Raw genomic sequence first — 19,336 nt, forward strand, 5'->3', positions numbered from 1 at the left:
CGGCGGCGGAGCCTGTCTCAGGCAGTTCCAATCCAGCAGGCCCAGACTCGGTGAGGTGGTCGCCGATCCACGTTCTGAAGTTCATTATCTGCGAGACGAGCGCCACACGTGCCGTGGTCTGGCGGGGGGTCACAAATGAGTAGCCTGCGGATTGGCCTGCTGACCGATGTTTTCTTCCCCGACCAGAACGGCGTGTCCACCAGTGTGCTGCTGCTGCAGCGTGAGCTGCGCCGGCGCGGGCATCAGGCGGTGATCATGGCACCTCGTTTTCCCGGCCACCGTGACAGCAGTGAGTACCAGGGCGTGCTGCGGATGCCCAGCGTGGTGAATCCGGCGCTGCCGCGTCAGCGGTTGGCCTTTCCTACCCGGCGACGGCTGCCTGGCCGGTTTGACTTGATCCACACCCATACCCCCGGCTCCATCGGCTGGTGGGGCTCGCGGCTGGCCCGGCGCTGGGACGTGCCGCATGTCTCGACCTTCCACACGCACCTGGAGCGCTATACCCACTACATCCCCGGCCTGACCCAGCTGGAGCGCCACGCAGGGTTCGTGACCCGGGTGGTGCGGCGCTTCTACAGCACGGCCGACCTGATCGTGGCGCCCTCGGAGGGTAGCCAGAGTATGCTGCACGACTACGGCATCCTGCGGCCCAGTGTGGTGCTGCCAACCGGCATCGATGAGGCGCTGCTGGCTGCCGCGCCGGACCAGCCGTCACCCTGGCCTGCCGGAACGCGCCGGCTGCTGAGCGTGGGGCGGCTGGGCCACGAGAAGCGAATGGATCTGGTACTGAATGCGCTGGCCGCCCTGCGCGAGCAGCATGACGCGCATCTGGTGGTGCTGGGAGAAGGCCCGCAGGAAGCGGCGCTGCGGACGCACGCCGACACGCTGGGGCTGCGCGATCACGTCACCTTCCTGGGACCGGTGCCGTTCTCCGACATCGGAGCGTACTACCGCATGGCCGAGCTGTTCATGTTCGGCAGTGACAGCGAGACGCAGGGACTGGTGCTGATCGAGGCGCAGACGATGGGGCTGCCGGTGGTGGCAGTGGGCGCGCAGGGCACCCTGAACGGGGTGCAGCATCAGGTGAGCGGTTATCTGGTGTCGCCGGGCGACTGGGCGGCCCTGGCGGACCACGCCGCCACCCTGCTGGCCCATCCGGAGCAGCACGCCGCCTTTCGGCGGGAAGCCCACACCTTCGCCGCGCAGTTCAGCGCTGCTCAAATGGCCGAGCAGATGCTGGACCTGTACAGCTACGCGCTCAGCGCCGCCCGGCCGCGGGTGGCCTGGGACAGCGTGGCGGGCACGCCGCTCACTCTTCAGGCTGCCCGGAACCTGGAGCCCTCGGTGCATGCGGCTCAAAATAGCCGGAAGTACGGCCTGCGAGGTTTCTGAGCTGCTGCCACAGAAAAGGAAGCCACCCGCGCTGCAGCCGCCGCGCCGAGGTCTGGACCAGTGCGCCCGGCACGTACTGAACCCGGCCCAGCCGCTGCAGGGCCAGACCCAGCAGCACGTCCTCACGGGCCTCGACCGCCGGGTACCCGCCCACCCGCAGCGCCGCCTCGCGCTGCACCGCCATGTTGGCACCCGCCGTGTTCGGCCGCCCCACCCCGCTCATCACGTACAGAAACAATCGGTAGCCCCATTCGCTCAGCGCCGACCCCAGCGGGCCCACCCGGCGCGGCCAGGGTTGAAGCCGCAGCGGCCCGTACACGCACACCGTCCCCGGCTGCATGGCGGCTTCCAGCAGCAGCAGCCAGTCGGGCGGCGGCACCGAGTCGGCGTCGGTGCTGACCACCCAATCTCCAATCGCCGCCTCCAGCCCACACTGGCGGGCGTAGGCCACCCCCGGCCGGACACACGGCAGCACCGTGGCCCCCAGCGAACGCGCCACCCGGGCCGTCGCGTCGCGGCTGGCATTGTCCACCACGATCACCTCATCCGGCGGGCGCTGCTGAGCGGCCAACGCCCGCAGCAGCGCCGGCAGCTGTCCTTCCTCGTCGCGGGCGGGAATCACGACACTGAGACGCACCCCCGCAGGCTAGCGTAAGCTCAGGGCCGGCGTGCGGCGCGTCCTCACTCCGAAGCGCCCGATCATGACCCTGACCCGCACCCTTCAGAACGCTCTCCCCTGGCCGCAGCCGAACCGTGGGCTGATGCTGCGCGCGGTGCTGCTGCTGGGCCTGTGCGAGCTGGTCCGCACCGGCCTGTACGTCGGGTTTCTGCCACAGCAGCTGGCCGCCCACGGCCTGCCGCTGAGCGCCGCCGGGCTGGCCTGGACCGTCCACTACGCCTCTGACACGCTCTGCCGCTCGCCGGGGGGACATCTGGTGGAACGCTACGGCCTGCGCCGGGTGCTGCTGATCGGCTGCGCAGTGAGCCTGCTATGCGTCCTGCTGATGCAACTGGTGCCCTACGCGTGGCTGCTGGTGCCGCTGGCGGCCCTGCACGGCGCGGCCCTCAGCCCGCTGTGGCCGGCGGTCATGACGCTCAGCAGCGTGCGTGCCGACAGCGATCAGCAGCCCAAGGCGGTGGCCGTGGTCAGCGCGGCGGCCGGTCCCTTCACCGGGCTCGGATTCCTGGGGATCGGCACGCTGAGCAGCCTGCATTTCGCCAGTGGCGCCGACTCGCGCCTGCACACGCTGGGCGGCTGGCCGCTGGCCATTCTGCTGCTGGCCCAGACGCTGGCGCTGCTGCTGACGCTCGGCCTCAGCGCGGTGCGGCTGCACACCGGGGAACCGGCGCGGGCTGCTCCACCCGCCCAGCTGCGCCGCACCCTGCTGTTTCTGATGCCGGCCGCTCTGATTCAGACGCTGGCGCTGAGCGTGCTGGCGCTGGTGATCCGGAACTTCGCGGACGACATTCACCTGGGGCAGTGGGGACTCAACGGCGTGATGGCCGCCGGCGCCCTGAGTGCCTACCTGCTGCTGGGCTACACCTCCCGGCTGGCCGGACGCTACGGCGCGCAGCCGCTGCTGGTGGCCGGTCTGCTGCTGGCCGCGCTGGGCATGGGGCTGATGGCCACGCTGCCGCCGCTGTGGGGCTACGTGCTGCTGGCCGTGCTGCTAGGCACCGGCTACGCCTGTCTGCTGCCCGGCTGGGGCGGGCTGGTGGCCAGCCTGTTGCCGCAGGAGAACCGTGCGGCCAGCTGGGGCATGGTGATGACGGTGGAGAACGCGGGCATGGCCACCGGCCCGCTGCTCGGCACCGTGGCGGCGGGGGTGAGCCTGCGGGCGCCCTTTCTGCTGAGCATGGTGCTGCTGCTGCTGACGGCCGCCGTGTACCTGTGGCCCAGCCGCCGGAGCGGAACGTGAGGCGCCGGGTCATCCGGGCCGGGCTGGGCCTTCTGCTGGGTGCCCTGCTGACCGATGTGCTGGGCCGGCAGCTGGGCCTGGGTGCCCTGGGCGGCGGCCCGGCGCAGCGGCCCCGGCTGGCCCTCACCTTCGACGACGGTCCCGGCCCGCAGACTGAGCGGCTGCTGGAGCTGCTGGCCCAGCACCACGCCAGTGCCACCTTCTTCCTGACCGGCGAGCGGGCCGAGGCGCAGCCGGAACTGGTGGAGCGGCTGCGGGCCGCTGGACATCAGCTGGAATCGCACGGCTACACGCACCGGCACGCGGCCCTGCTGCTGCCGTGGCAGGAGTGGCCCCACCTGCGCTGGCACCCGGAGCCGGCCCGGACAGCCCGGCTGTACCGCCCGCCCTGGGGGGGCCACTCGCTGCTCACCCGGTGGCTGGCGCGCCGGGCTGGCGTGCAGGTGGCGCTGTGGACCGCGGAGTCACGCGACTGGCTGGATCTCGCGCCGGAAACACTGCTGGATCGGCTGCGGCCCCAGCTACGCCCAGGTGCCGTGCTGCTGCTGCACGACGGACCGAAACGGACCTTGGCCCTGCTGGAGCGGCTCCTTCCGGAACTCGAGGCCCGTGGACTGCAGGCGGTCAGGCTGGACGACCTGTCGCCACAGCGGATCGGTTGGTCGGACGGCTGGCGGCGGGCCCGCCAGATGTGGCGTCAGGGCTGAAGCAGTTCCGCCGCAATCTGAGGCAGCGCTCCGGGAGCTCCGATGCGGTCCCGACCCACCAGCGCCGCGTGCAGGTGGGCCTGTGGCCTGTGCAGCGCCCTCAGCGCCGCCGTCACCGCCAGCGGATCGGGCGCCACCACCGTGAGGGCGGCGCCCAGCAGCCGGGCCTGCCGGCGGGCGAAACCGGGCGTGTACTGCGGGCCGTGTGTCGGGAAGGCCACCACCGGCACACCCAGCCCGGCTGCCTGCTCGCTGGCCGTCCCTGCCGTGCCGACCGCCAGCCGCGCCGTGTGCAGCACGCTGCTGAAGGCGCCGCGCAGCAGCAGCACGCGGGTGCCTGCAGCACACGCCTGCGCCAGTCCGTCGCTCTGCACCTGCACGCTCCAGCCGGGCAGCTCCGGCAGCTCGTCCCACGGCCGCGGCCACGCGACCAGCGCCTGAAACTCAGGACACCCGGCCGCCGTCGCCAGCATGATCGGCAGCGACTCGCGGGCGTCGCCCCGGCCGCCCGGCAGCAACGCCAGCACCGGACGACCGTCAAGCAGCGGGGCGAGCGTGTCGTCGGGGGCCGGCAGCACGTCCATCGCGAAGCTGCCCCGGTACACGGCGTTCACGCCCCGGCGCGCCAGATACCCGGCCGAGGCGCGGTCGCGGGTGTAGACCCGCCGGGCCTGTCGGCCCAGCGCGATCTCCCACGGCATGAAGCGGTTGGCCCCCAGCGCGTTCAGCTCGCGCAGATGATCCGGCAGCGTCATGCCCTCGGCGTACAGGCGCGACACCAGCGGCTGAAGGTGGGTGAGGGGCAGGCGTGGTCCGGCGCCGGGCTTCCGGCGCGCCGCCAGCGTGCCGACCAGCAGGGCGTACACGTCCCCGATCACGATCACCTGCTCTGCCCGACTCCCCTGCTGGAGGGCCGCCTGCCCCTGCCGCAGCGAGGTGCCAATCAACCCAGCCCGCAGGTCCGCCTGCAGGTTGCTCAGGCTGCCGAAGGGAAAGCCGCCGGATGGCAGCGCCAGCACCGGTCCTACCCGCTCGGCCACGCCCTGATACGCCTCACCGGGCCCGACCAGCGGCAGCGCCCTCAGCTGCTCTATGCCGAGCACCCGCAACTCACGCGCGAGCGCCGCGCCGATCAGGTCTTCCGCGCCTCCGTTGGAGACGAGCAAGACAGGACCGCCGTTCTGCTGCACGCCCCAGGCTAGCAGAGGCCCGCTTCCCGTCGGGGCCGCCTCAGCCGTAGAGTGACCGGGTGAACCCGACATCTCAGCAGGACAGCTCCCCTCGCCGCGCCCTGATGGTCTGGGGCGGCTGGGCCGGCCACCAGCCGGAACAGACCACCCGTCACTTCGCCCGCCTGCTGGAGCAAGCCGGGCTGGAGGTCAGCGTCACGGACGACCTGGACGTGTACCGGGACGCCGAGCGGCTGCAGGCGCAGGCCCTGATCGTCCAGTGCGTCACGATGAGCAGCCTGACCGCCGAGCAGGAGCGCGGCCTGCTGGGCGCCGTGGCGGGGGGCGTAGGGTTCGGCGGCTGGCACGGCGGCGTGACCGATGCCTTCCGCGCCAGCCCGGACTACCAGTACATGGTCGGCGGGCAGTGGGTGGCGCATCCGGGCAACATCATCCGCTACCCGGTGCAGATCCTGCCGACCGGCGACCCGATCACCCAGGGGCTCAGCGACTTCGAGATCCAGTCTGAGCAGTATTACCTGCACACCGACCCCGGCAACGAGGTGCTGGCCACCACCACCTTCGACGGCGCCTACGTGCGCGAGCACCAGCCGTGGGTCCAGGGCACCGTAATGCCGGTGGCCTGGAAGCGGCGTTGGGGCCAGGGCCGGGTGTATGTCTGCGCGCTGGGCCATACCCTGAGTGACTTCGAGGTGCCGGAGGCGCAGGAACTCACGCAGCGCGGCCTGCTGTGGGCGGCTGGGCTGCTGTAAGGCGCGGCTACCCTCAAAGAACCGCCCCAGGGACCACATGTGTGGGCCGTCCTGGCCTGCCGGTCTGCTATAGCTGAGAACAATATGATGAACCTCCTAAGGACTGCCGGAACACTCGGCCTGCTGACCCTCGCCCTGACGGCCTGCACCAACACCGCCGTGCCTGACAACCGTGGGGCAACCCCTCCAGCCGACCCGGTTGTGGGGACCGCCACTGATGTGAACGACATGCCAGCCGCGGCCCAGCAGGCGCAGGGCCAACTGCTGAAAATGCTCAGCAGCAGCGCCCTGCCCGCCGAACTGCAGGACGTGCTGGCCGCCATTGGGGCAGACCCTGCGGTGCTCATCCCGGCACCGATCACCGCGCAGAACCTGAAGCAGTTCTCGCCGGCCATACTGGGCCGCGCCCTGACGCCTCGCCCGCGGCAGCTCCAGGCACTCAGCACCACGCTGCCAGACCAGCTGCTGCCTACCGGCACCTACAGCCGCGACACCCAAGGTCAGCTGACGCCGGTGAGCCAGACGCCCACCGACGGCATGATCATCACGGACGCTCAGCGCGGCAGCACCCTGACCGCCCAGTGGCATGTCGGCGGTGCACCGAGCGTGCTCATCACCCGGTTCACCGGTGCGGACCTGTCCGGTCAGCCCTACCTGACGCGGATGGAACTGCCCACGAAGGCCGCCATGTCGGTGCAGAAGGGCAGCGCGACGATAGGCGCCCTCACTTTCGGCATGACGCCCGGCGCCTGCCTGGAACAGACCGGCCCCGACGCGCTGACCCTGAACCTGTGGGCCGGCAACCAGACCAACCCGGCCCTGAAAGGCTCGCTGAACTACGCTTGGGACAGCACCGGCCTGACTCTGCAGGGCAACGCCACGCTGCAGACCGGTCAGGGCACGGCTTCCACCAGCCTGAATCTGGCGGCACCCGGCACCACGCAGCACCGCTGCGACACCGGCCTGAGCTTCACTCCGACCAGCCTCAGCTTCGACGCCAGCGCCAGCGTGCCCGGAAACAGCGTGGTGACCAGCCTGAAGTTGAGCAGCCTCAGCAACCTGACCTTCAGTCAGAGTGCCCTGCAGGCTCAGCATCCCTTCGCCCAGATCGGCGGCACCCTCAGCGCCAGCCTGACCCACAACGGACACCTCAGCATGCGTGCTGCGGGTTCGCTTGCCGACGGCAGCGACCTGGACCTGCTGCCGGGCGATCAGGTGCAGGTGAAGTATGTGAAGGAGGGCAAACTGGTCACCACCACCCTGCAGGAGCTGATGGTGGCCCTGTCCGGCCACTGAGCTCACACCAATCGGAGGGGCCGCTGCTCAATTGAGCAGCGGCCCCCTTCATTTTGGTCCTGGCCGGGTCAGATCACCCGGCGACGGATGATCGAGCTGATGCTGTCGAGCACATTGACCACCAGCACGATCACCAGCAGCGCCACCGCCGCTTTCGGGTACTGGCCACCGCGCATCGTCTCGTTCAGGATGAAGCCGATGCCGCCCGCGCCCACGAAGCCCAGCACGATGCTGACGCGGAAGTTGATCTCGAAGCGGTAGAGCGTGTAGCTCAGGAAGAGCGGCAGCACCTGCGGCAGCAGCCCCCAGCGCACCACGCTGGTGCCGGGCGCGCCCGCCGACTCCAGCGCCTCGATCGGGCCCCGGTCGGCGTTCTCGATGGCCTCCGAGTACAGCTTGCCCAGGTCGGCGATGCTGTGGACCGCCATGGCCAGCGCGCCGGCGAACGGGCCCAGGCCCACCGCCGCCACCAGGATCAGCGCCAGGATCAGGGTGTCCACGCTGCGGTCCACGTTGAAGAAGGTGCGGGTGATCCAGTAGGCCGCGCGGGTCAGCGGGCTGTTCTGGGTCAGGTTGCGGGCGGCCAGCAGGCTGAGCGGCAGCGCGAAGGCCGCGCCCACCACCGTCCCGATCAGCGCGATGTTGATGGTGATCAGCATCTCGCGCATCACGTCCGAGAGGAAGGTGGCGTCCGGCGGGGTGGCCCGGTCCAGGAAGTCCACGATCCAGGGGAAGTTGACCCACAGGTCGCGGAAGTTGAAGCCGGTGCTGTGCAGGCCCGAGGCCACCACCACCACCACCAGCGCCAGCAGCAGCGCGCTGCCCAGCTCGGCGCGGCGCCGGGTGGCCGCCGCGCCCGATTCCAGCACCAGGGTGCGGCGGCTGAGCGCGATCAGGCCGCCGCCCAGCGCCAGCACCGAGAACAGCACCCAGCTCTGGTAGCCATACTCCTGAGCGCGCGCGATGGTGCGGCGCACCCCGGCGTTGCTGGAGTCCGGGCCCGGCGCGTACCCGTAGGGCATGGCGGCCGGCGTGGTGATGGTCGCGGGCAGCGGGGTGGCGTCGCCGGGGGTGCGGCGGTACAGCTCGTACTGGTCCTGCAGGCCGTAGTAGTCGCGGCGCTGCTTGGCCCGGTCGGTGCCGGCGGCGGGCTTGGCCAGCAGGGCCCGGGTGGCCTGCCAGTCACTGGCCCGCTTGGCCACGTCAGCCTGCAGGTAGTCGCGCACGTCCAGCTGCCAGTCGTGGGTGATCAGACCCGTCTGCTGCGCCGTGGTGGCGCGGGTGATCTGATAGTACCCGCGCAGCGACGGAAACAGGCTGGCGCCCAGCGAGGAGAACAGCAGGGCGGCCAGCGCCAGCGGCACCAGCACGGTGGTGAGCAGCAGCGCCACGCGGGCGCGGCCGGTCGGCTGGCTGGCCCGCATCAGCAGATACAGGCCGGCGGCCAGCGCCAGCGGCAGGCCCAGTTCCAGCACGCCCGGCACCGGCGCCAGTGTCAGGAAGCGGTCCTGGCCGTTGCGGAACAGCAGCGCCACCAGCAGGCTGACGGCGCCCGAGGCCGCCAGGACCGTGCCGCCCAGCCACTCGGAGGAGCGCAGCGCCACGACCACCAGGGCCAGCACGCTCAGCAGCGGCGCCAGCCACAGCTGCGGATACTGCGAGGCCAGCGCCAGGGCGGTGGGGGCCAGCCCCTGGTCGCTGCGCGCCCCCACCACGTCCACGAACGGCAGCGTCAGAAAGCTCAGCAGCAGGCCGATCACGCCCACCAGCCCCAGCCGGCGGCCGGAGCCGCGCGACAGCCAGATGAACGCCACGATCAGCAGCGCGGTAATCAGGGCCGTGATCACAGGTCCGCCACACTGCCGGCGTAGATCCGGTCAATCACGTCGGGGGTCAGGGCCGAGGGCGGGCCGTCAAACACCAGCCGCCCCTGGTTGAAGCCCAGGATGCGGTCGGCGTAGGCGGTGGCCAGCTCCAGCACGTGGATGTTGACCAGCACGCTGATGCCGTCCTGGTTGAAGCTTTTCAACAGCCCCATGATCACGTTGCTGAGCTTGGGGTCCAGGCTGGCCATCGGCTCGTCGGCCAGGATCAGGGTCGGCTGCTGCGCCACGGCGCGCGCGATGGCCACCCGTTGCTGCTGCCCGCCGGAGAGCTGGTCCACCCGCACGGTCATGCGGTCGGCCAGCCCCACCCGCGTCAGGGCATCCTTGGCCAGCTGGATGTCCGACTCGGGGTACAGACCCAGCGCGCCGGCAAAGCGGTTGTGATACCCGAGTCGCCCGGCCAGCACGTTTTCCAGTGCGGTGAGCCGGGTGGTCAGGTTGAACTGCTGGAAGATGAAGCCGATGCGCCGCCGCAGGCTGCGGAGTTTGGCGCCCTGCGCGAAGGCAATGTCCTCGCCGTCGATCAGGATCTGGCCTGAGGTGGCGTCGTTGAGGCGGTTGATGCAGCGCAGGAAGGTGCTCTTGCCGGCACCCGACAGCCCGATGACACACACGAACTCGCCGTCCTGAATGTCCACGTTGACGTCGTCGAGGCCGCGGGTGCCGTTGGGATAGATCTTGGTGAGATGCTGAACCTGAATCAAGGGAGGTCTCCGGGGCAAAAAGATCAGGGAGGCCACCTGCGCCTCCCTGAAGGGCCACTTGCTTACTTCTTCTGGCTGGCCTTCACGGCGTCACGCACGACGTTGTAGTCGGCGTCCTTGGCCGGAATCATGCTATCGATGGTGTAGAGCTTCTTCAGCAGGCCCTGGCCGGCCGGATCGCTCTTCATGCCGATGATCGCGGCACGCACACGGGTCACGACGTCGGCGCAGCCGGTCTGGTAGTCGGAGCGCACCGAGAGGGTGTCACCGGGGATCGGCTTGGTGTAGGCCACCACCGCGAGCTGCGAGGCCTTGTCGGCCGGCAGGTACTGGGTCCAGCTGCCGCTGGTGCCCTGGGTGTTGTTGCTGAAGGTGGCGATGGCGTCCACCGTGCCGTTCGCCAGCGACAGCACCGCCGCGTCGTGCTTGCCCGCGAAGGTCTGCTTGCTGAAGAAGGTGTCGGGGTTGATGCCCTTGCTGACCAGCAGGGCGCGCGGGAAGGTGTAGCCGGCCGCGCTGGTCGGGTCGATCCAGGCGACGGTCTTGCCGCGCAGGTCGTTCAGGGTCTTGATGCCGCTGTCCTTGCGGACCACGAAGGCGCTCCAGTAGTAGGGGCCGCCGTTGCGGACGCTCTTGAGCAGCACCTGGGCGCCGGCCTGGTCGTGCGCCTGCACGTAACTGACCGGGCTGAGCCAGGCGAAGTCCAGCTTGCCGCTGCGGGTGGCCTCCACCAGGGCCTGGTAGTCCTGGGCCACGGTGGTGCGCACCTCCACGCCGCGGATCTTGCTCTCCAGGTAGGTGGCGATGGCCTTGCCGCTGGTCAGCACGGCGCTGCTGTCCTGGGCCGGGTTGAAGCCCATGTTGATGACGCGGCAGTTCTCGGCGGCGCTGGCGGTGGCGACAGTGGCAAACAGGGTGAGCGTGAGCAGTTTCTTCATGTGAACCTCGTACACAGGATGGGCAGTGGAAGTATAGACAGTCTGAAGATCAACGTCGTTTCTTGAACGATCGTTAACGGACGGCAGTATAGACCACCTGCCCATGAGTCTCAATGATGGCTGCAGCGGCCGAATCCGACCCCTGCTCGGGCTGCGCCAGGACGCTACCGGCGGTACGACTGCGGCTCTACCCGGACGCTGCGGGCCGAGACCGGCTCCCCGATCACCGGGTACCGCGCCGCCTGTCCGGGGTCGCCGGGGCCCACCAGCACCGTGACCACGCTGAGCGTCTGAACCGTCAGCGGCAGCAGCGCCAGCCGCCCGGTGGCGTGCGCCCCCAGATCCAGATAGACGTGCCGCCCGACCCGCAGTGGCACCCGCACCGGGGTATGCCCGTGCACCGAGTAGACCACGCCCTCCGGCAGCGGGAAAGGACCCTCGTAGGGCCGCAGCCACAGCGCCGCCTCTTCCGGGTCCTCGTGGTCCTTGTGGCGGACCGGGGGGCTGGCGTGGGCCACCAGCACGCTCGGCTCGGCGGGCCGCTGGTCGTGAATGGCGCCGTCGGCCGTGACGTAGACGATCCGGCGCAGCAGGTCCAGATACTGGGCCAGCCGTTCCGGGAAGTGCTCCAGCGTCACGCCGCCGCGCACCTCGCGCCGCACCGTCTCGCCGCCGTTCTGCATCCACCACGCGTAGCCCTGCATGGCGCGGCGGTAATCGGACAGGTCCTGGGTCTCCTGATACCGGCGGTACCAGCGCAGGCCCTCCAGCGCCATCCGCTCGTGATTGCCCATCAGCAGGGTGGCGCGGCCCTCGGCGTGCAGCCGCAGCAGCGCGTCCACCGTTTCCATGCTGCGCGGCCCGCGGTCAATGGCGTCGCCCAGGCTCAGGAAATGCGCGCCCGCAAAGTTCTGCACGGCCGCCTGCAACAGGTCCAGCCGCCCGTGCAGGTCCGGAATCACCACCACCTCGCGCATCAGTCGCGCCCGTCCTCGGCGGGGTCGTCGTGGAAGTCCAGCAGCGTCTGTTTGCTGCGTTCGCGCAGTTCACGGGCGCCGCCCTGCAGCAGCTCGAACCTGGGGCCGTCCGGTCGCAGGGTAATGCGGTAGGCCTGTCCCTCGGCCGCCTGGGGCAGCCACGCGGCCGGCACCTCGAAGCTGCGGCCCTGGTCGTCCTCGACCTCCGCCATTCCGGTGTCTTGGTCCAGCACATCAATGGTCAGCAGGCCAGCGTCCGGCGTCATAACCTCCAGTATGCCGCGCCGGACGGCCGCCGGGGCAGGACAATAGGACCAGGACGGGCCGCGTGGCACACTGGCGGTACATATGGCCGAGTCATCGCTGAAGATTCTGACGCTGTGTATGGGCAACATCTGCCGCAGCCCGGTGGCCGAGGTGCTGCTGCGCCGCGAGCTGAAGGCCGCAGGCTTCGAGGCGCTGGTGGCGAGTGCCGGAACCGGCGCGTGGCATGTGGGCAAGCCGGCCGACCCGCGTAGCCGGGTCGTGGCGCGTCAGAACGGTCTGGACCTGAACCACCGCGCCCGGCAGCTGACGGTCCAGGACTTCCTGGACTTCGACCTGATCCTGTGCATGGACCACCAGAACCTGGAGGACGCTCGCCGCGCCGCCCCGCCGCAGGCCCGCGCCCGGCTGCACCTGATGCGCGAATACGACCCGGAAGGTCCCGGCGATGTGCCGGACCCGTACTACGGCGGCCCGGACGGCTTCACCCGGATGTTCCGGATTCTGGAACGCAGCGCCAGGGCCTGGGCCGCTACCGTCCGCGAGGGCCGGACCGGCTGAGCCCCGGCGGCCTGTCTGGCCGGTCCCGGCGTCGCTCACATCCGCAGGTGTTAGTGTGGAGCGTACACCGGGCCCCTGTGGCCTGCTTCAGCTCCATTCGCCCTGTTCCTTCCGCGTCCTGAGAGACGCCCCGCTGCCCAGCAGCGGTAAGTCCGCCCGCGAGGCGGCGTCGGAGGCTCCAGCATGACCAGTTTTCGCCACACGAGCGTCACCTCCGCCCAGCGGGGGCAGCGCTCGCCCTACTTTGAGCAGCCAGAGGTCCAGCGTGAAGGGTGAACTGCGGTACGAGGGCAAGGCCAAGCGCGTGTATGCCAGCGCGAACCCCCAGGAATACGTTGTGGAGTACAAGGACGACGCCACCGCCTTCAACGGCGTCAAGAAGGACCAGATCAGCGGCAAGGGCGCCATCAACAACCGCATCACGGCGCACCTGTATCCGCAGCTGGAACAGGCGGGCATCCCGACCCATTTCATCGAGCAGCTCTCGGAGCGCGAGCAGCGGGTGCGGGCCGTAACCATCGTGCCGGTGGAGGTGATCGTGCGGAACGTGGCCGCCGGCAGCTTCAGCAAGCGCCTGGGCGTGGAAGAAGGCACCGCGCTCGCGCGCCCGGTGGTGGAGTACTGCTACAAGAGTGACGCCCTGGGCGATCCGCTGATCAACACCGACACCGCTGTGGCGCTCGGCTGGGCCACCCCCGAGCAGCTCACACGCATCCGTGAACTGGCCCTGCAGGTGCAGCGCTTCCTGACCCCCTACTTCGCCGAGCGCGGCACTCGCCTGATCGACTTCAAGCTGGAGTTCGGGACGCTGGAGAGCGGCGAGATCGTGCTGGCCGACGAGATCAGCCCCGACACCTGCCGCTTCTGGGACGCCGAGACCGGTGAGAAGCTGGACAAGGACCGTTTTCGCCGCGATCTGGGCAATGTGGAGGGCGCATATCAGGAGATGCTGCGCCGCGTGACCCAGGCCCCCACCCGCTGAGCCCCCGGAGCAACTGACCATGACCTACCGAGCCAAGATCTACGTGACCCTCAAACCCAGCATCCTCGACCCGCAGGGCCGCACCGTCGAGCGGGCGCTCAGCCACCTAGAGCACCAGAACGTGGAGGGCGTGCGCATCGGCAAATACGTCGAGATGACGCTGTCCGGCGAGCGCGGCGACGTGGAAGCGCAGGTGCAGCAGATTGCCGAGACGGTGCTGAGCAACCCCGTGATGGAAAACGTGCGCTGGGAGCTGACCGAAGCGTGAGCGTGCCGGAGCGGGTGAACCTGCAGGAGAAGTTCGAGCGGTTTCAGGAGCACTGGACCCCAAAGGTGGTGGCCGACCTGAACGGCCAGCAGGTCAAGCTGGCCAAGATCAGCGGCGAGTTCGAGTGGCACCACCACGAGCACGAGGACGAACTGTTCATGGTGGTGCGCGGAGTGCTGCGCCTGCGCTTCCGGGACGGCGACGCGGTGCTGCAGGAGGGCGAACTGCTGGTGGTGCCCAGGGGCGTGGAGCACCAGCCGGTGGCCGAAACCGAGGAGACCTGGATCATGATGTTCGAGCCGGCCAGCACCCTCAATACCGGCAACGTGCAGAGCGAGCGCACCGTGGCCACGCTGGAGCGCCTGTGAAGGTCGCGGTGATTCAGTTTCCCGGCAGCAACTGCGACGCCGACGCGCTGCACGCGGCCCGTGAGACGCTGGACCCGCAGGCGCGCTTCGTGTGGCACACCGAGGACGGCCTGCCCAGCGGCACTGATCTGGTGTTCCTGCCCGGCGGCTTCAGCTACGGCGACCACCTGCGCAGCGGGGCCATTGCGGCCCGCAGCCCGATCATGACGGCGGTCCGGCAGCACGCCGAGCGCGGCGGGTACGTGCTGGGTGTCTGCAACGGCTTTCAGGTGCTGACCGAGGCCGGGCTGCTGCCAGGCGCCCTCTCGCGCAACCGCGACCTGCACTTCCAGTGTCGCCCGGTGCATCTCCGGGTGGAGAACACGCACACCGCCTACACCTCCCGTTACCAGGAGGGACAGAGCATCGAGATTCCCATCGCGCACGGCGAGGGCAACTACTACGCGGACGCCGGGGTGCTGGAGCGGCTGGAAGGCGAGGGCCGGGTGGTGTTCCGCTACCTGGACAACCCGAACGGCTCGCTGAACGACATTGCCGGCATCGTGAGCGAGCGCGGCAACGTGCTGGGCATGATGCCGCACCCGGAACGCGCAGTGGAGCGGCTGCTGGGCAGCGAGGACGGCCGCGGCCTCTTCGAGAGCCTGCAGGCCGTGGCGGTGCGGCCATGACGCTCCCGACCCTGGGGGCCTTCCTGGCCGAGCAGTACCGCGCTGAACTGGAGGCCTTCCGTGCGGCGCTGGACGCGGTGCCGGATGAACAGTTCGGCGTGGCCACCCTGAGCCACAGCCCGGCATGGCACGCGCTGCACATCGGGGAGTGGCTGCGGGTGACGGTGCTGGAAGACCGCACGCCCACCTTCCACCACCTGGGCTGGGAGGACCGAGAGTGGGTGCGGAGCCTCGGCACAGCGCCGGCCCCACTGAGTGAAACGGCCAGCAAGGCCGACATTCTGGGCCAGCTGGACGACATCGGCGCGCGGGCCGTGGCCACCCTGGAGGCCGCCACCGAGACGCAGCTTGGCGGCATGGTGCCCTCACCCAGCGCGCCCAGCGGGGAACGGCCCCGCCTGCCCGCCCTGGGCCAGCACCTGCGTCACATCGCCTACCACCGCGGACAGGTGCAGCTGGGCAAGAAAGGAAGCCGATGACTGCCACCCACTCGCTGCGTGACCGGGCCAGCACCTTTGGCCTGTCCACCGACGAATACGACCTGCTGGTCTCGCGCATCGGGCGTGAGCCGAACGCGCTGGAGGCCGCCATCGTGGGGGCCATGTGGTCCGAGCACTGCGGCTACAAGAACAGCCGCCCGCTCTTCAGCGTCTTCCCCACCACCGGCCCGCAGGTACTGCAGGGCCCCGGTGAGAACGCCGGCGTGGTGGACATCGGGGACGGCTGGGGCGTGGCCTTCAAGATGGAGAGCCACAACCACCCGTCGGCGGTGGAGCCGTTTCAGGGTGCGGCCACCGGCGTGGGCGGCATCCTGCGCGACATCTTCGCGATGGGCGCGCGGCCGTTCGCGGTGCTGGACAGCCTGCGCTTCGGGAACCCCGACAGCCCACGCACCCGCTTCCTGCTGAACGGCGTGGTGGAGGGCATCTCCCACTACGGCAACGCCATCGGGGTGCCGACGGTGGGCGGCGAGGTGACGTTCCATCCCAGCTACCAGGAGAATCCGCTGGTGAACGTGATGGCGCTGGGCCTGCTGCGCCACGAGGACCTGGCCAAGGGCACCATGGGCGAGGTCGGCAACGTGATCGTGTACGTGGGCAGCAAGACCGGCCGTGACGGCCTGGGCGGCGCGGTGTTTGCGAGCGCGGACCTCAGTGATGCCTCGCAGGCCGACCGGCCCGCCGTGCAGGTGGGCGACCCGTTCATGGAGAAGCTGCTGCTGGAAGCGACCCTGGAGGCAATCCAGGCGGGCGTGGTGGCGGGCGTGCAGGACATGGGCGCCGCCGGGCTGGTGAGCAGCACCTGCGAGATGGCCTACCGCGCCGGGCTGGGCATCACCATGGACCTGGACCGGGTCCCCACCCGCGAGAGCGGCATGGTGCCGATGGAACTGTGCCTCTCCGAGTCCCAGGAGCGCATGATCCTGGTACCGGTGCCGGGCCGTGAGCAGGAACTCAACGATCTGCTGGCCAAGTGGGAGCTGGACGTGGTGACCATCGGGCAGGTAGAGGAGCACCACAACTACCGCCTGACGTGGCGCGGCGAGGTGGTGTGCGACCTGCCGGTGGACCTGTTGAACGAGGCGCCCAAGTACACCCGCGAGGGCATCGAGAGCGAGGAGATCCGGGCGGCCCGCGAGCGGGACCTGAGCGGCGTGCCGGTGCCGGACGACCTGAAGGGGGTGCTGCTGACGCTGCTCAGCCACCCGACCATCGCCAGCAAGCGGCCGATCTTCCAGCGCTACGACCATCAGGTGATGACCAACACGGTGGTGGTGCCGGGCGCCGCCGACGCCGCCGTGCTGCGGGTGAAGGGCAGCCGCAAGGGGGTGGCCGCCACCAGCGACTGCAACCCGCGCTTCGTGCAGCTGGACCCGTACGTGGGGGCGGCGAGCGCGGTGGCCGAGGCCGCCCGCAACCTGGCCTGCGTGGGTGCCACCCCGCTCGCCATCACCGACAACCTGAACTACGGCAACCCGCACCGCCCGGAGGTGTACTACCAGATGCAGCGCGGGGTGCAGGGCATTGCGGACGCCTGCCGCGCGCTGAATACCCCCGTCACGGGCGGCAACGTGAGCCTCTACAACCAGTACGTGGAGGCGGGCCGCACGGTGGCCATCCACCCCACCCCGACCATCGGAATGGTGGGGGTGCTGCCGGACGTGTCGCAGCACGCCACCCTGGACCTGAAGCCCGGGCCGCACACGCTGTACCTGCTGGGCCGCCTCACCGACGAGCTCGGGGCGTCGCAGTACCTGGAAAGCATTCACGGGCTGGAGGCCGGACAGGTGCCGGCCCTGGACCTGACGCTGGAGCAGCGGGTGATTGCCGGCACGCTGGCCCTGATTCGCGGCGGCCTGACCCGCACCGCCCATGACTGCGCCGAGGGCGGGCTGAGCGTGGCGCTGGCGGAGATGGCGATTGCCGGCGGCCAGGGCCTCAGCGTCCAGATCGAAACGCCGCTGCGCCCGGACGCCGCCCTGTTCGGCGAGGCGCAGAGCCGGGTGGTGGTGGCGGTGCCGGTGGGCCAGGAGCCGGAGGCCGAGCGGGTGCTGACCGAGCTGGACGTGCCGTTCACCCGCATTGGACACAGCGGCGGTGAGAACGTCGCCATTTCGCTGCCGGCGCAGAATCTACACTTGAGCGTGACCCTGCCGGAACTGCAGACCGCCTACAACACGCCCCTCGCTGAGATCCTGGGGTGAGGGAGACGCGCCATGATCTTTGATCCCGAGACCGACAAGCCGCAGGAGGAATGCGGCGTGTTCGGCATGTACACCCCCACGCCGCTGGACCTGGCGTGGCTCACCTACCTGGGCATGTTCGCGCTGCAGCACCGCGGCCAGGAGGCGGCCGGCATGTGCGTCAGCGACGGCGAGCGCTTCCACGTCGAGAAGGATCTGGGGCTGGTAACGCAGGTCTTTGACGAGCGGCGGCTCGACAGCGTGCGGCTGGCGAACGCCCGCGTCAGCATCGGGCACGTGCGCTACAGCACCACCGGCAGCAACCTGCGCTTCAATGCCCAGCCGCTGACCACCCGCACCAACAAGGGCATTCTGGGGCTGGCGCACAACGGCAACTTCGTGAACGCCCGCGAGGTGCGGGGCGAGATGCTGCTGGAGGGCGCGCTGTTCCAGACCACCAACGACAGCGAGGTGATGCTGAACCTGATCGCGCGGGAGGCGGACCTGGACCTGATCGAGGCGACCGCTGCGGCCATGAAGCGCCTGAAGGGCGGCTTCGCCTGCGTGATGATGAGCCGCACCGCGCTGCTGGGCTTCCGCGACCCGAACGGAGTGCGACCGCTGGTGATCGGCCAGCGCGACGGCGTGGACGGCGAGGTGGGCGCCTACGTGCTGGCCTCCGAGCCGTGCGCGCTGTACGCGGTGGGAGCGCGGCTGGTGCGCGACGTGCTGCCGGGTGAGCTGGTGTGGATTGACCGCAGCGGCCTGCACAGCCTGATGGTGCAGCCGAAAGTGCCCACGCCCTGCGCGTTCGAGTGGATCTACTTCGCGCGCTCCGACAGCCAGCTGGACGGCATCGACACCCACGAGAGCCGTATCCGGATGGGCGAGCAGCTGGCCCGCGAGTTCCCGGTGGACGCGGACATCGTGGTGCCGGTGCCGGACAGCGGCATGGGCGCGGCCATCGGCTATGCCCGCGAGAGCGGCATTCCGTTCGACTACGGCCTGTACAAGAACCCCTACGCGGGCCGCACCTTCATCGCGCCCACCCAGGAGGCGCGCGAGCTGAAGGTCAAGATGAAGCTCTCCCCCACCAGCGCGGTGCGCGGCAAGCGGGTGGTGCTGATCGACGACAGCATCGTGCGCGGCACCACCAGCCGCCAGATCGTGAACCTGCTGCGCGAGGCGGGCGCCACCGAGGTGCACTTCCGGGTGAGCAGCCCGGCGATCAAGCACCCGTGCTTCTACGGCATCGACACCGCCGCCCGCAAGGAACTGGTGGCCAGCACCCATACCCAGGAGGAAATTCGAGAGCTGATCGGGGCCGACACCCTGAGCTTCATCTCGGAGCGGGGCCTGCGGGAGGCGGTGGGCGGCCCCGGCCTGTGCCTCGCCTGCTTCAACGGTGAGTACCCGGCCGGCACGCCGCTGCTCAACGACGTGGACAAGCTGGCGCTGGAAGTGTAGGAGAACAGCGAGCACTGAACCGCCGGGGCCGCCCCAAGTTGGGGCGGCCTTCTGACTTGCCGGGCGTTCCATGTCGCCCGCCTATCCTCTATGTATGGCCCCTCCCCGTTCCCAGATCGTTCCCGGCGTGACCGTGGATGTCGTTCAGAAGCAGGATCAGCCGAGCGGCAGGCTGACCCGTGGCGTGGTGGCGCAGTTGCTCACGCGCTCGCCCACCCATCCGCACGGCATCAAGGTACGGCTGACCAGCGGCGTGGTGGGCCGGGTGCAGGCGGTGATCCGTCCGGACCGCGAGCAGGAGGCATGAAAAGGGA

Annotated in this window: 22 protein-coding genes (1 of these 22 only partly in view); 14 read left to right on the forward strand and 8 right to left on the reverse strand. The window is 69.8% G+C overall.

Annotated elements, in window-relative coordinates:
- On the reverse strand, positions 1–133 hold the 5' portion of the coding sequence (locus tag ABOD76_RS07000; RefSeq protein WP_350244083.1) for a YkoP family protein. It extends 1,256 nt beyond the left edge of the window; 133 of the gene's 1,389 nt are visible here — the first part of the coding sequence; its start codon is at positions 131–133; its stop codon lies beyond the left edge, outside the window.
- A 2-nt stretch (positions 134–135) separates the two neighbouring features.
- On the opposite strand from ABOD76_RS07000, the gene ABOD76_RS07005 reads away from it, so the two are divergent.
- The gene (locus tag ABOD76_RS07005) at positions 136–1,392 is read left to right on the forward strand and encodes a glycosyltransferase (protein ID WP_350244084.1); all 1,257 of its coding nucleotides are present in this window, start codon (positions 136–138) and stop codon (positions 1,390–1,392) included.
- Here the strand turns inward: ABOD76_RS07005 and ABOD76_RS07010 are convergent.
- Entirely contained in the window at positions 1,310–2,029 is a 720-nt protein-coding gene (locus tag ABOD76_RS07010; RefSeq protein WP_350244085.1) for a glycosyltransferase, read from the reverse strand. The two genes, ABOD76_RS07005 and ABOD76_RS07010, sit on opposite strands and share 83 nt — an antisense overlap.
- A 31-nt stretch (positions 2,030–2,060) precedes the next feature.
- On the opposite strand from ABOD76_RS07010, the gene ABOD76_RS07015 reads away from it, so the two are divergent.
- Entirely contained in the window at positions 2,061–3,311 is a 1,251-nt protein-coding gene (locus ABOD76_RS07015) for an MFS transporter (protein WP_350244086.1), read from the forward strand.
- Entirely contained in the window at positions 3,308–4,018 is a 711-nt protein-coding gene (locus ABOD76_RS07020; RefSeq protein WP_350244087.1) for a polysaccharide deacetylase family protein, read from the forward strand. The genes ABOD76_RS07015 and ABOD76_RS07020 overlap by 4 nt, the downstream gene beginning before the upstream one ends.
- On the opposite strand, the gene ABOD76_RS07025 is transcribed toward ABOD76_RS07020, so the two are convergent.
- The gene (locus ABOD76_RS07025; protein ID WP_350244088.1) at positions 4,009–5,184 is read right to left on the reverse strand and encodes a lipid-A-disaccharide synthase-related protein; all 1,176 of its coding nucleotides are present in this window, start codon (positions 5,182–5,184) and stop codon (positions 4,009–4,011) included. The two genes, ABOD76_RS07020 and ABOD76_RS07025, sit on opposite strands and share 10 nt — an antisense overlap.
- Positions 5,185–5,267: 83 nt before the next feature.
- On the opposite strand from ABOD76_RS07025, the gene ABOD76_RS07030 reads away from it, so the two are divergent.
- Together ABOD76_RS07030 and ABOD76_RS07035 are read left to right on the forward strand one after the other, a co-directional pair.
- Positions 5,268–5,960, forward strand: a complete 693-nt coding sequence (locus ABOD76_RS07030) for a ThuA domain-containing protein (protein WP_350244089.1) — start codon at positions 5,268–5,270, stop codon at positions 5,958–5,960.
- 228 nt (positions 5,961–6,188) lie between these two features.
- Positions 6,189–7,256 (forward strand): hypothetical protein, encoded by a 1,068-nt coding sequence (locus ABOD76_RS07035; RefSeq protein ID WP_350244090.1) that lies wholly within the window; start codon positions 6,189–6,191, stop codon positions 7,254–7,256.
- A 68-nt stretch (positions 7,257–7,324) separates the two neighbouring features.
- Here ABOD76_RS07035 and phnE read toward each other — a convergent pair whose 3' ends face one another.
- The 5 genes from phnE to ABOD76_RS07060 form a co-directional block, all read right to left on the reverse strand.
- Entirely contained in the window at positions 7,325–9,103 is a 1,779-nt protein-coding gene (gene phnE / locus ABOD76_RS07040; RefSeq protein ID WP_350244091.1) for a phosphonate ABC transporter, permease protein PhnE, read from the reverse strand.
- Entirely contained in the window at positions 9,100–9,846 is a 747-nt protein-coding gene (phnC, locus tag ABOD76_RS07045) for a phosphonate ABC transporter ATP-binding protein (RefSeq protein ID WP_350244092.1), read from the reverse strand. The genes phnE and phnC overlap by 4 nt, the downstream gene beginning before the upstream one ends.
- A 62-nt stretch (positions 9,847–9,908) precedes the next feature.
- Positions 9,909–10,784, reverse strand: a complete 876-nt coding sequence (locus ABOD76_RS07050; protein ID WP_350244093.1) for a phosphate/phosphite/phosphonate ABC transporter substrate-binding protein — start codon at positions 10,782–10,784, stop codon at positions 9,909–9,911.
- A gap of 164 nt (positions 10,785–10,948) precedes the next feature.
- A complete protein-coding gene (locus ABOD76_RS07055) occupies positions 10,949–11,761 on the reverse strand; it encodes a metallophosphoesterase (RefSeq protein WP_350244094.1) in 813 nt (270 codons plus the stop codon).
- Positions 11,761–12,027 (reverse strand): hypothetical protein, encoded by a 267-nt coding sequence (locus ABOD76_RS07060; protein WP_350244095.1) that lies wholly within the window; start codon positions 12,025–12,027, stop codon positions 11,761–11,763. The genes ABOD76_RS07055 and ABOD76_RS07060 overlap by 1 nt, the downstream gene beginning before the upstream one ends.
- Positions 12,028–12,109: 82 nt before the next feature.
- Here ABOD76_RS07060 and ABOD76_RS07065 point away from each other — a divergent pair, with 82 nt between their 5' ends.
- The 9 genes from ABOD76_RS07065 (at position 12,110) to ABOD76_RS07105 (ending at position 19,329) form a co-directional block, all read left to right on the forward strand.
- Positions 12,110–12,586, forward strand: coding sequence for a low molecular weight protein-tyrosine-phosphatase (locus ABOD76_RS07065; protein WP_350244096.1), 477 nt, complete (start codon positions 12,110–12,112; stop codon positions 12,584–12,586).
- Positions 12,587–12,851: 265 nt separating this feature from the next.
- Complete coding sequence (purC, locus tag ABOD76_RS07070) at positions 12,852–13,568, forward strand: phosphoribosylaminoimidazolesuccinocarboxamide synthase (protein ID WP_350244097.1); 717 nt, start codon at positions 12,852–12,854, stop codon at positions 13,566–13,568.
- Positions 13,569–13,587: 19 nt separating this feature from the next.
- Positions 13,588–13,836, forward strand: coding sequence for a phosphoribosylformylglycinamidine synthase subunit PurS (gene purS, locus ABOD76_RS07075; protein WP_350244098.1), 249 nt, complete (start codon positions 13,588–13,590; stop codon positions 13,834–13,836).
- Positions 13,833–14,204, forward strand: coding sequence for a cupin domain-containing protein (locus ABOD76_RS07080; protein WP_350244099.1), 372 nt, complete (start codon positions 13,833–13,835; stop codon positions 14,202–14,204). The genes purS and ABOD76_RS07080 overlap by 4 nt, the downstream gene beginning before the upstream one ends.
- The gene (gene purQ, locus ABOD76_RS07085; protein WP_350244100.1) at positions 14,201–14,872 is read left to right on the forward strand and encodes a phosphoribosylformylglycinamidine synthase subunit PurQ; all 672 of its coding nucleotides are present in this window, start codon (positions 14,201–14,203) and stop codon (positions 14,870–14,872) included. Before ABOD76_RS07080 ends, purQ begins: the two co-directional genes overlap by 4 nt.
- Positions 14,869–15,351 carry a DinB family protein gene (locus ABOD76_RS07090; RefSeq protein ID WP_350244101.1) on the forward strand — a complete coding sequence of 161 codons (483 nt, stop codon included), beginning with the start codon at positions 14,869–14,871 and terminating at the stop codon, positions 15,349–15,351. Before purQ ends, ABOD76_RS07090 begins: the two co-directional genes overlap by 4 nt.
- The gene (gene purL, locus ABOD76_RS07095; RefSeq protein WP_350244102.1) at positions 15,348–17,576 is read left to right on the forward strand and encodes a phosphoribosylformylglycinamidine synthase subunit PurL; all 2,229 of its coding nucleotides are present in this window, start codon (positions 15,348–15,350) and stop codon (positions 17,574–17,576) included. The genes ABOD76_RS07090 and purL overlap by 4 nt, the downstream gene beginning before the upstream one ends.
- A gap of 12 nt (positions 17,577–17,588) precedes the next feature.
- A complete protein-coding gene (gene purF, locus ABOD76_RS07100) occupies positions 17,589–19,022 on the forward strand; it encodes an amidophosphoribosyltransferase (protein ID WP_350244103.1) in 1,434 nt (477 codons plus the stop codon).
- A 94-nt stretch (positions 19,023–19,116) separates the two neighbouring features.
- Positions 19,117–19,329 (forward strand): YwbE family protein, encoded by a 213-nt coding sequence (locus tag ABOD76_RS07105; protein WP_350244104.1) that lies wholly within the window; start codon positions 19,117–19,119, stop codon positions 19,327–19,329.
- The last annotated feature ends 7 nt before the right edge of the window (positions 19,330–19,336 follow it).

The organism is Deinococcus sonorensis KR-87, from assembly GCF_040256395.1.
Lineage (GTDB): Bacteria > Deinococcota > Deinococci > Deinococcales > Deinococcaceae > Deinococcus > Deinococcus sonorensis.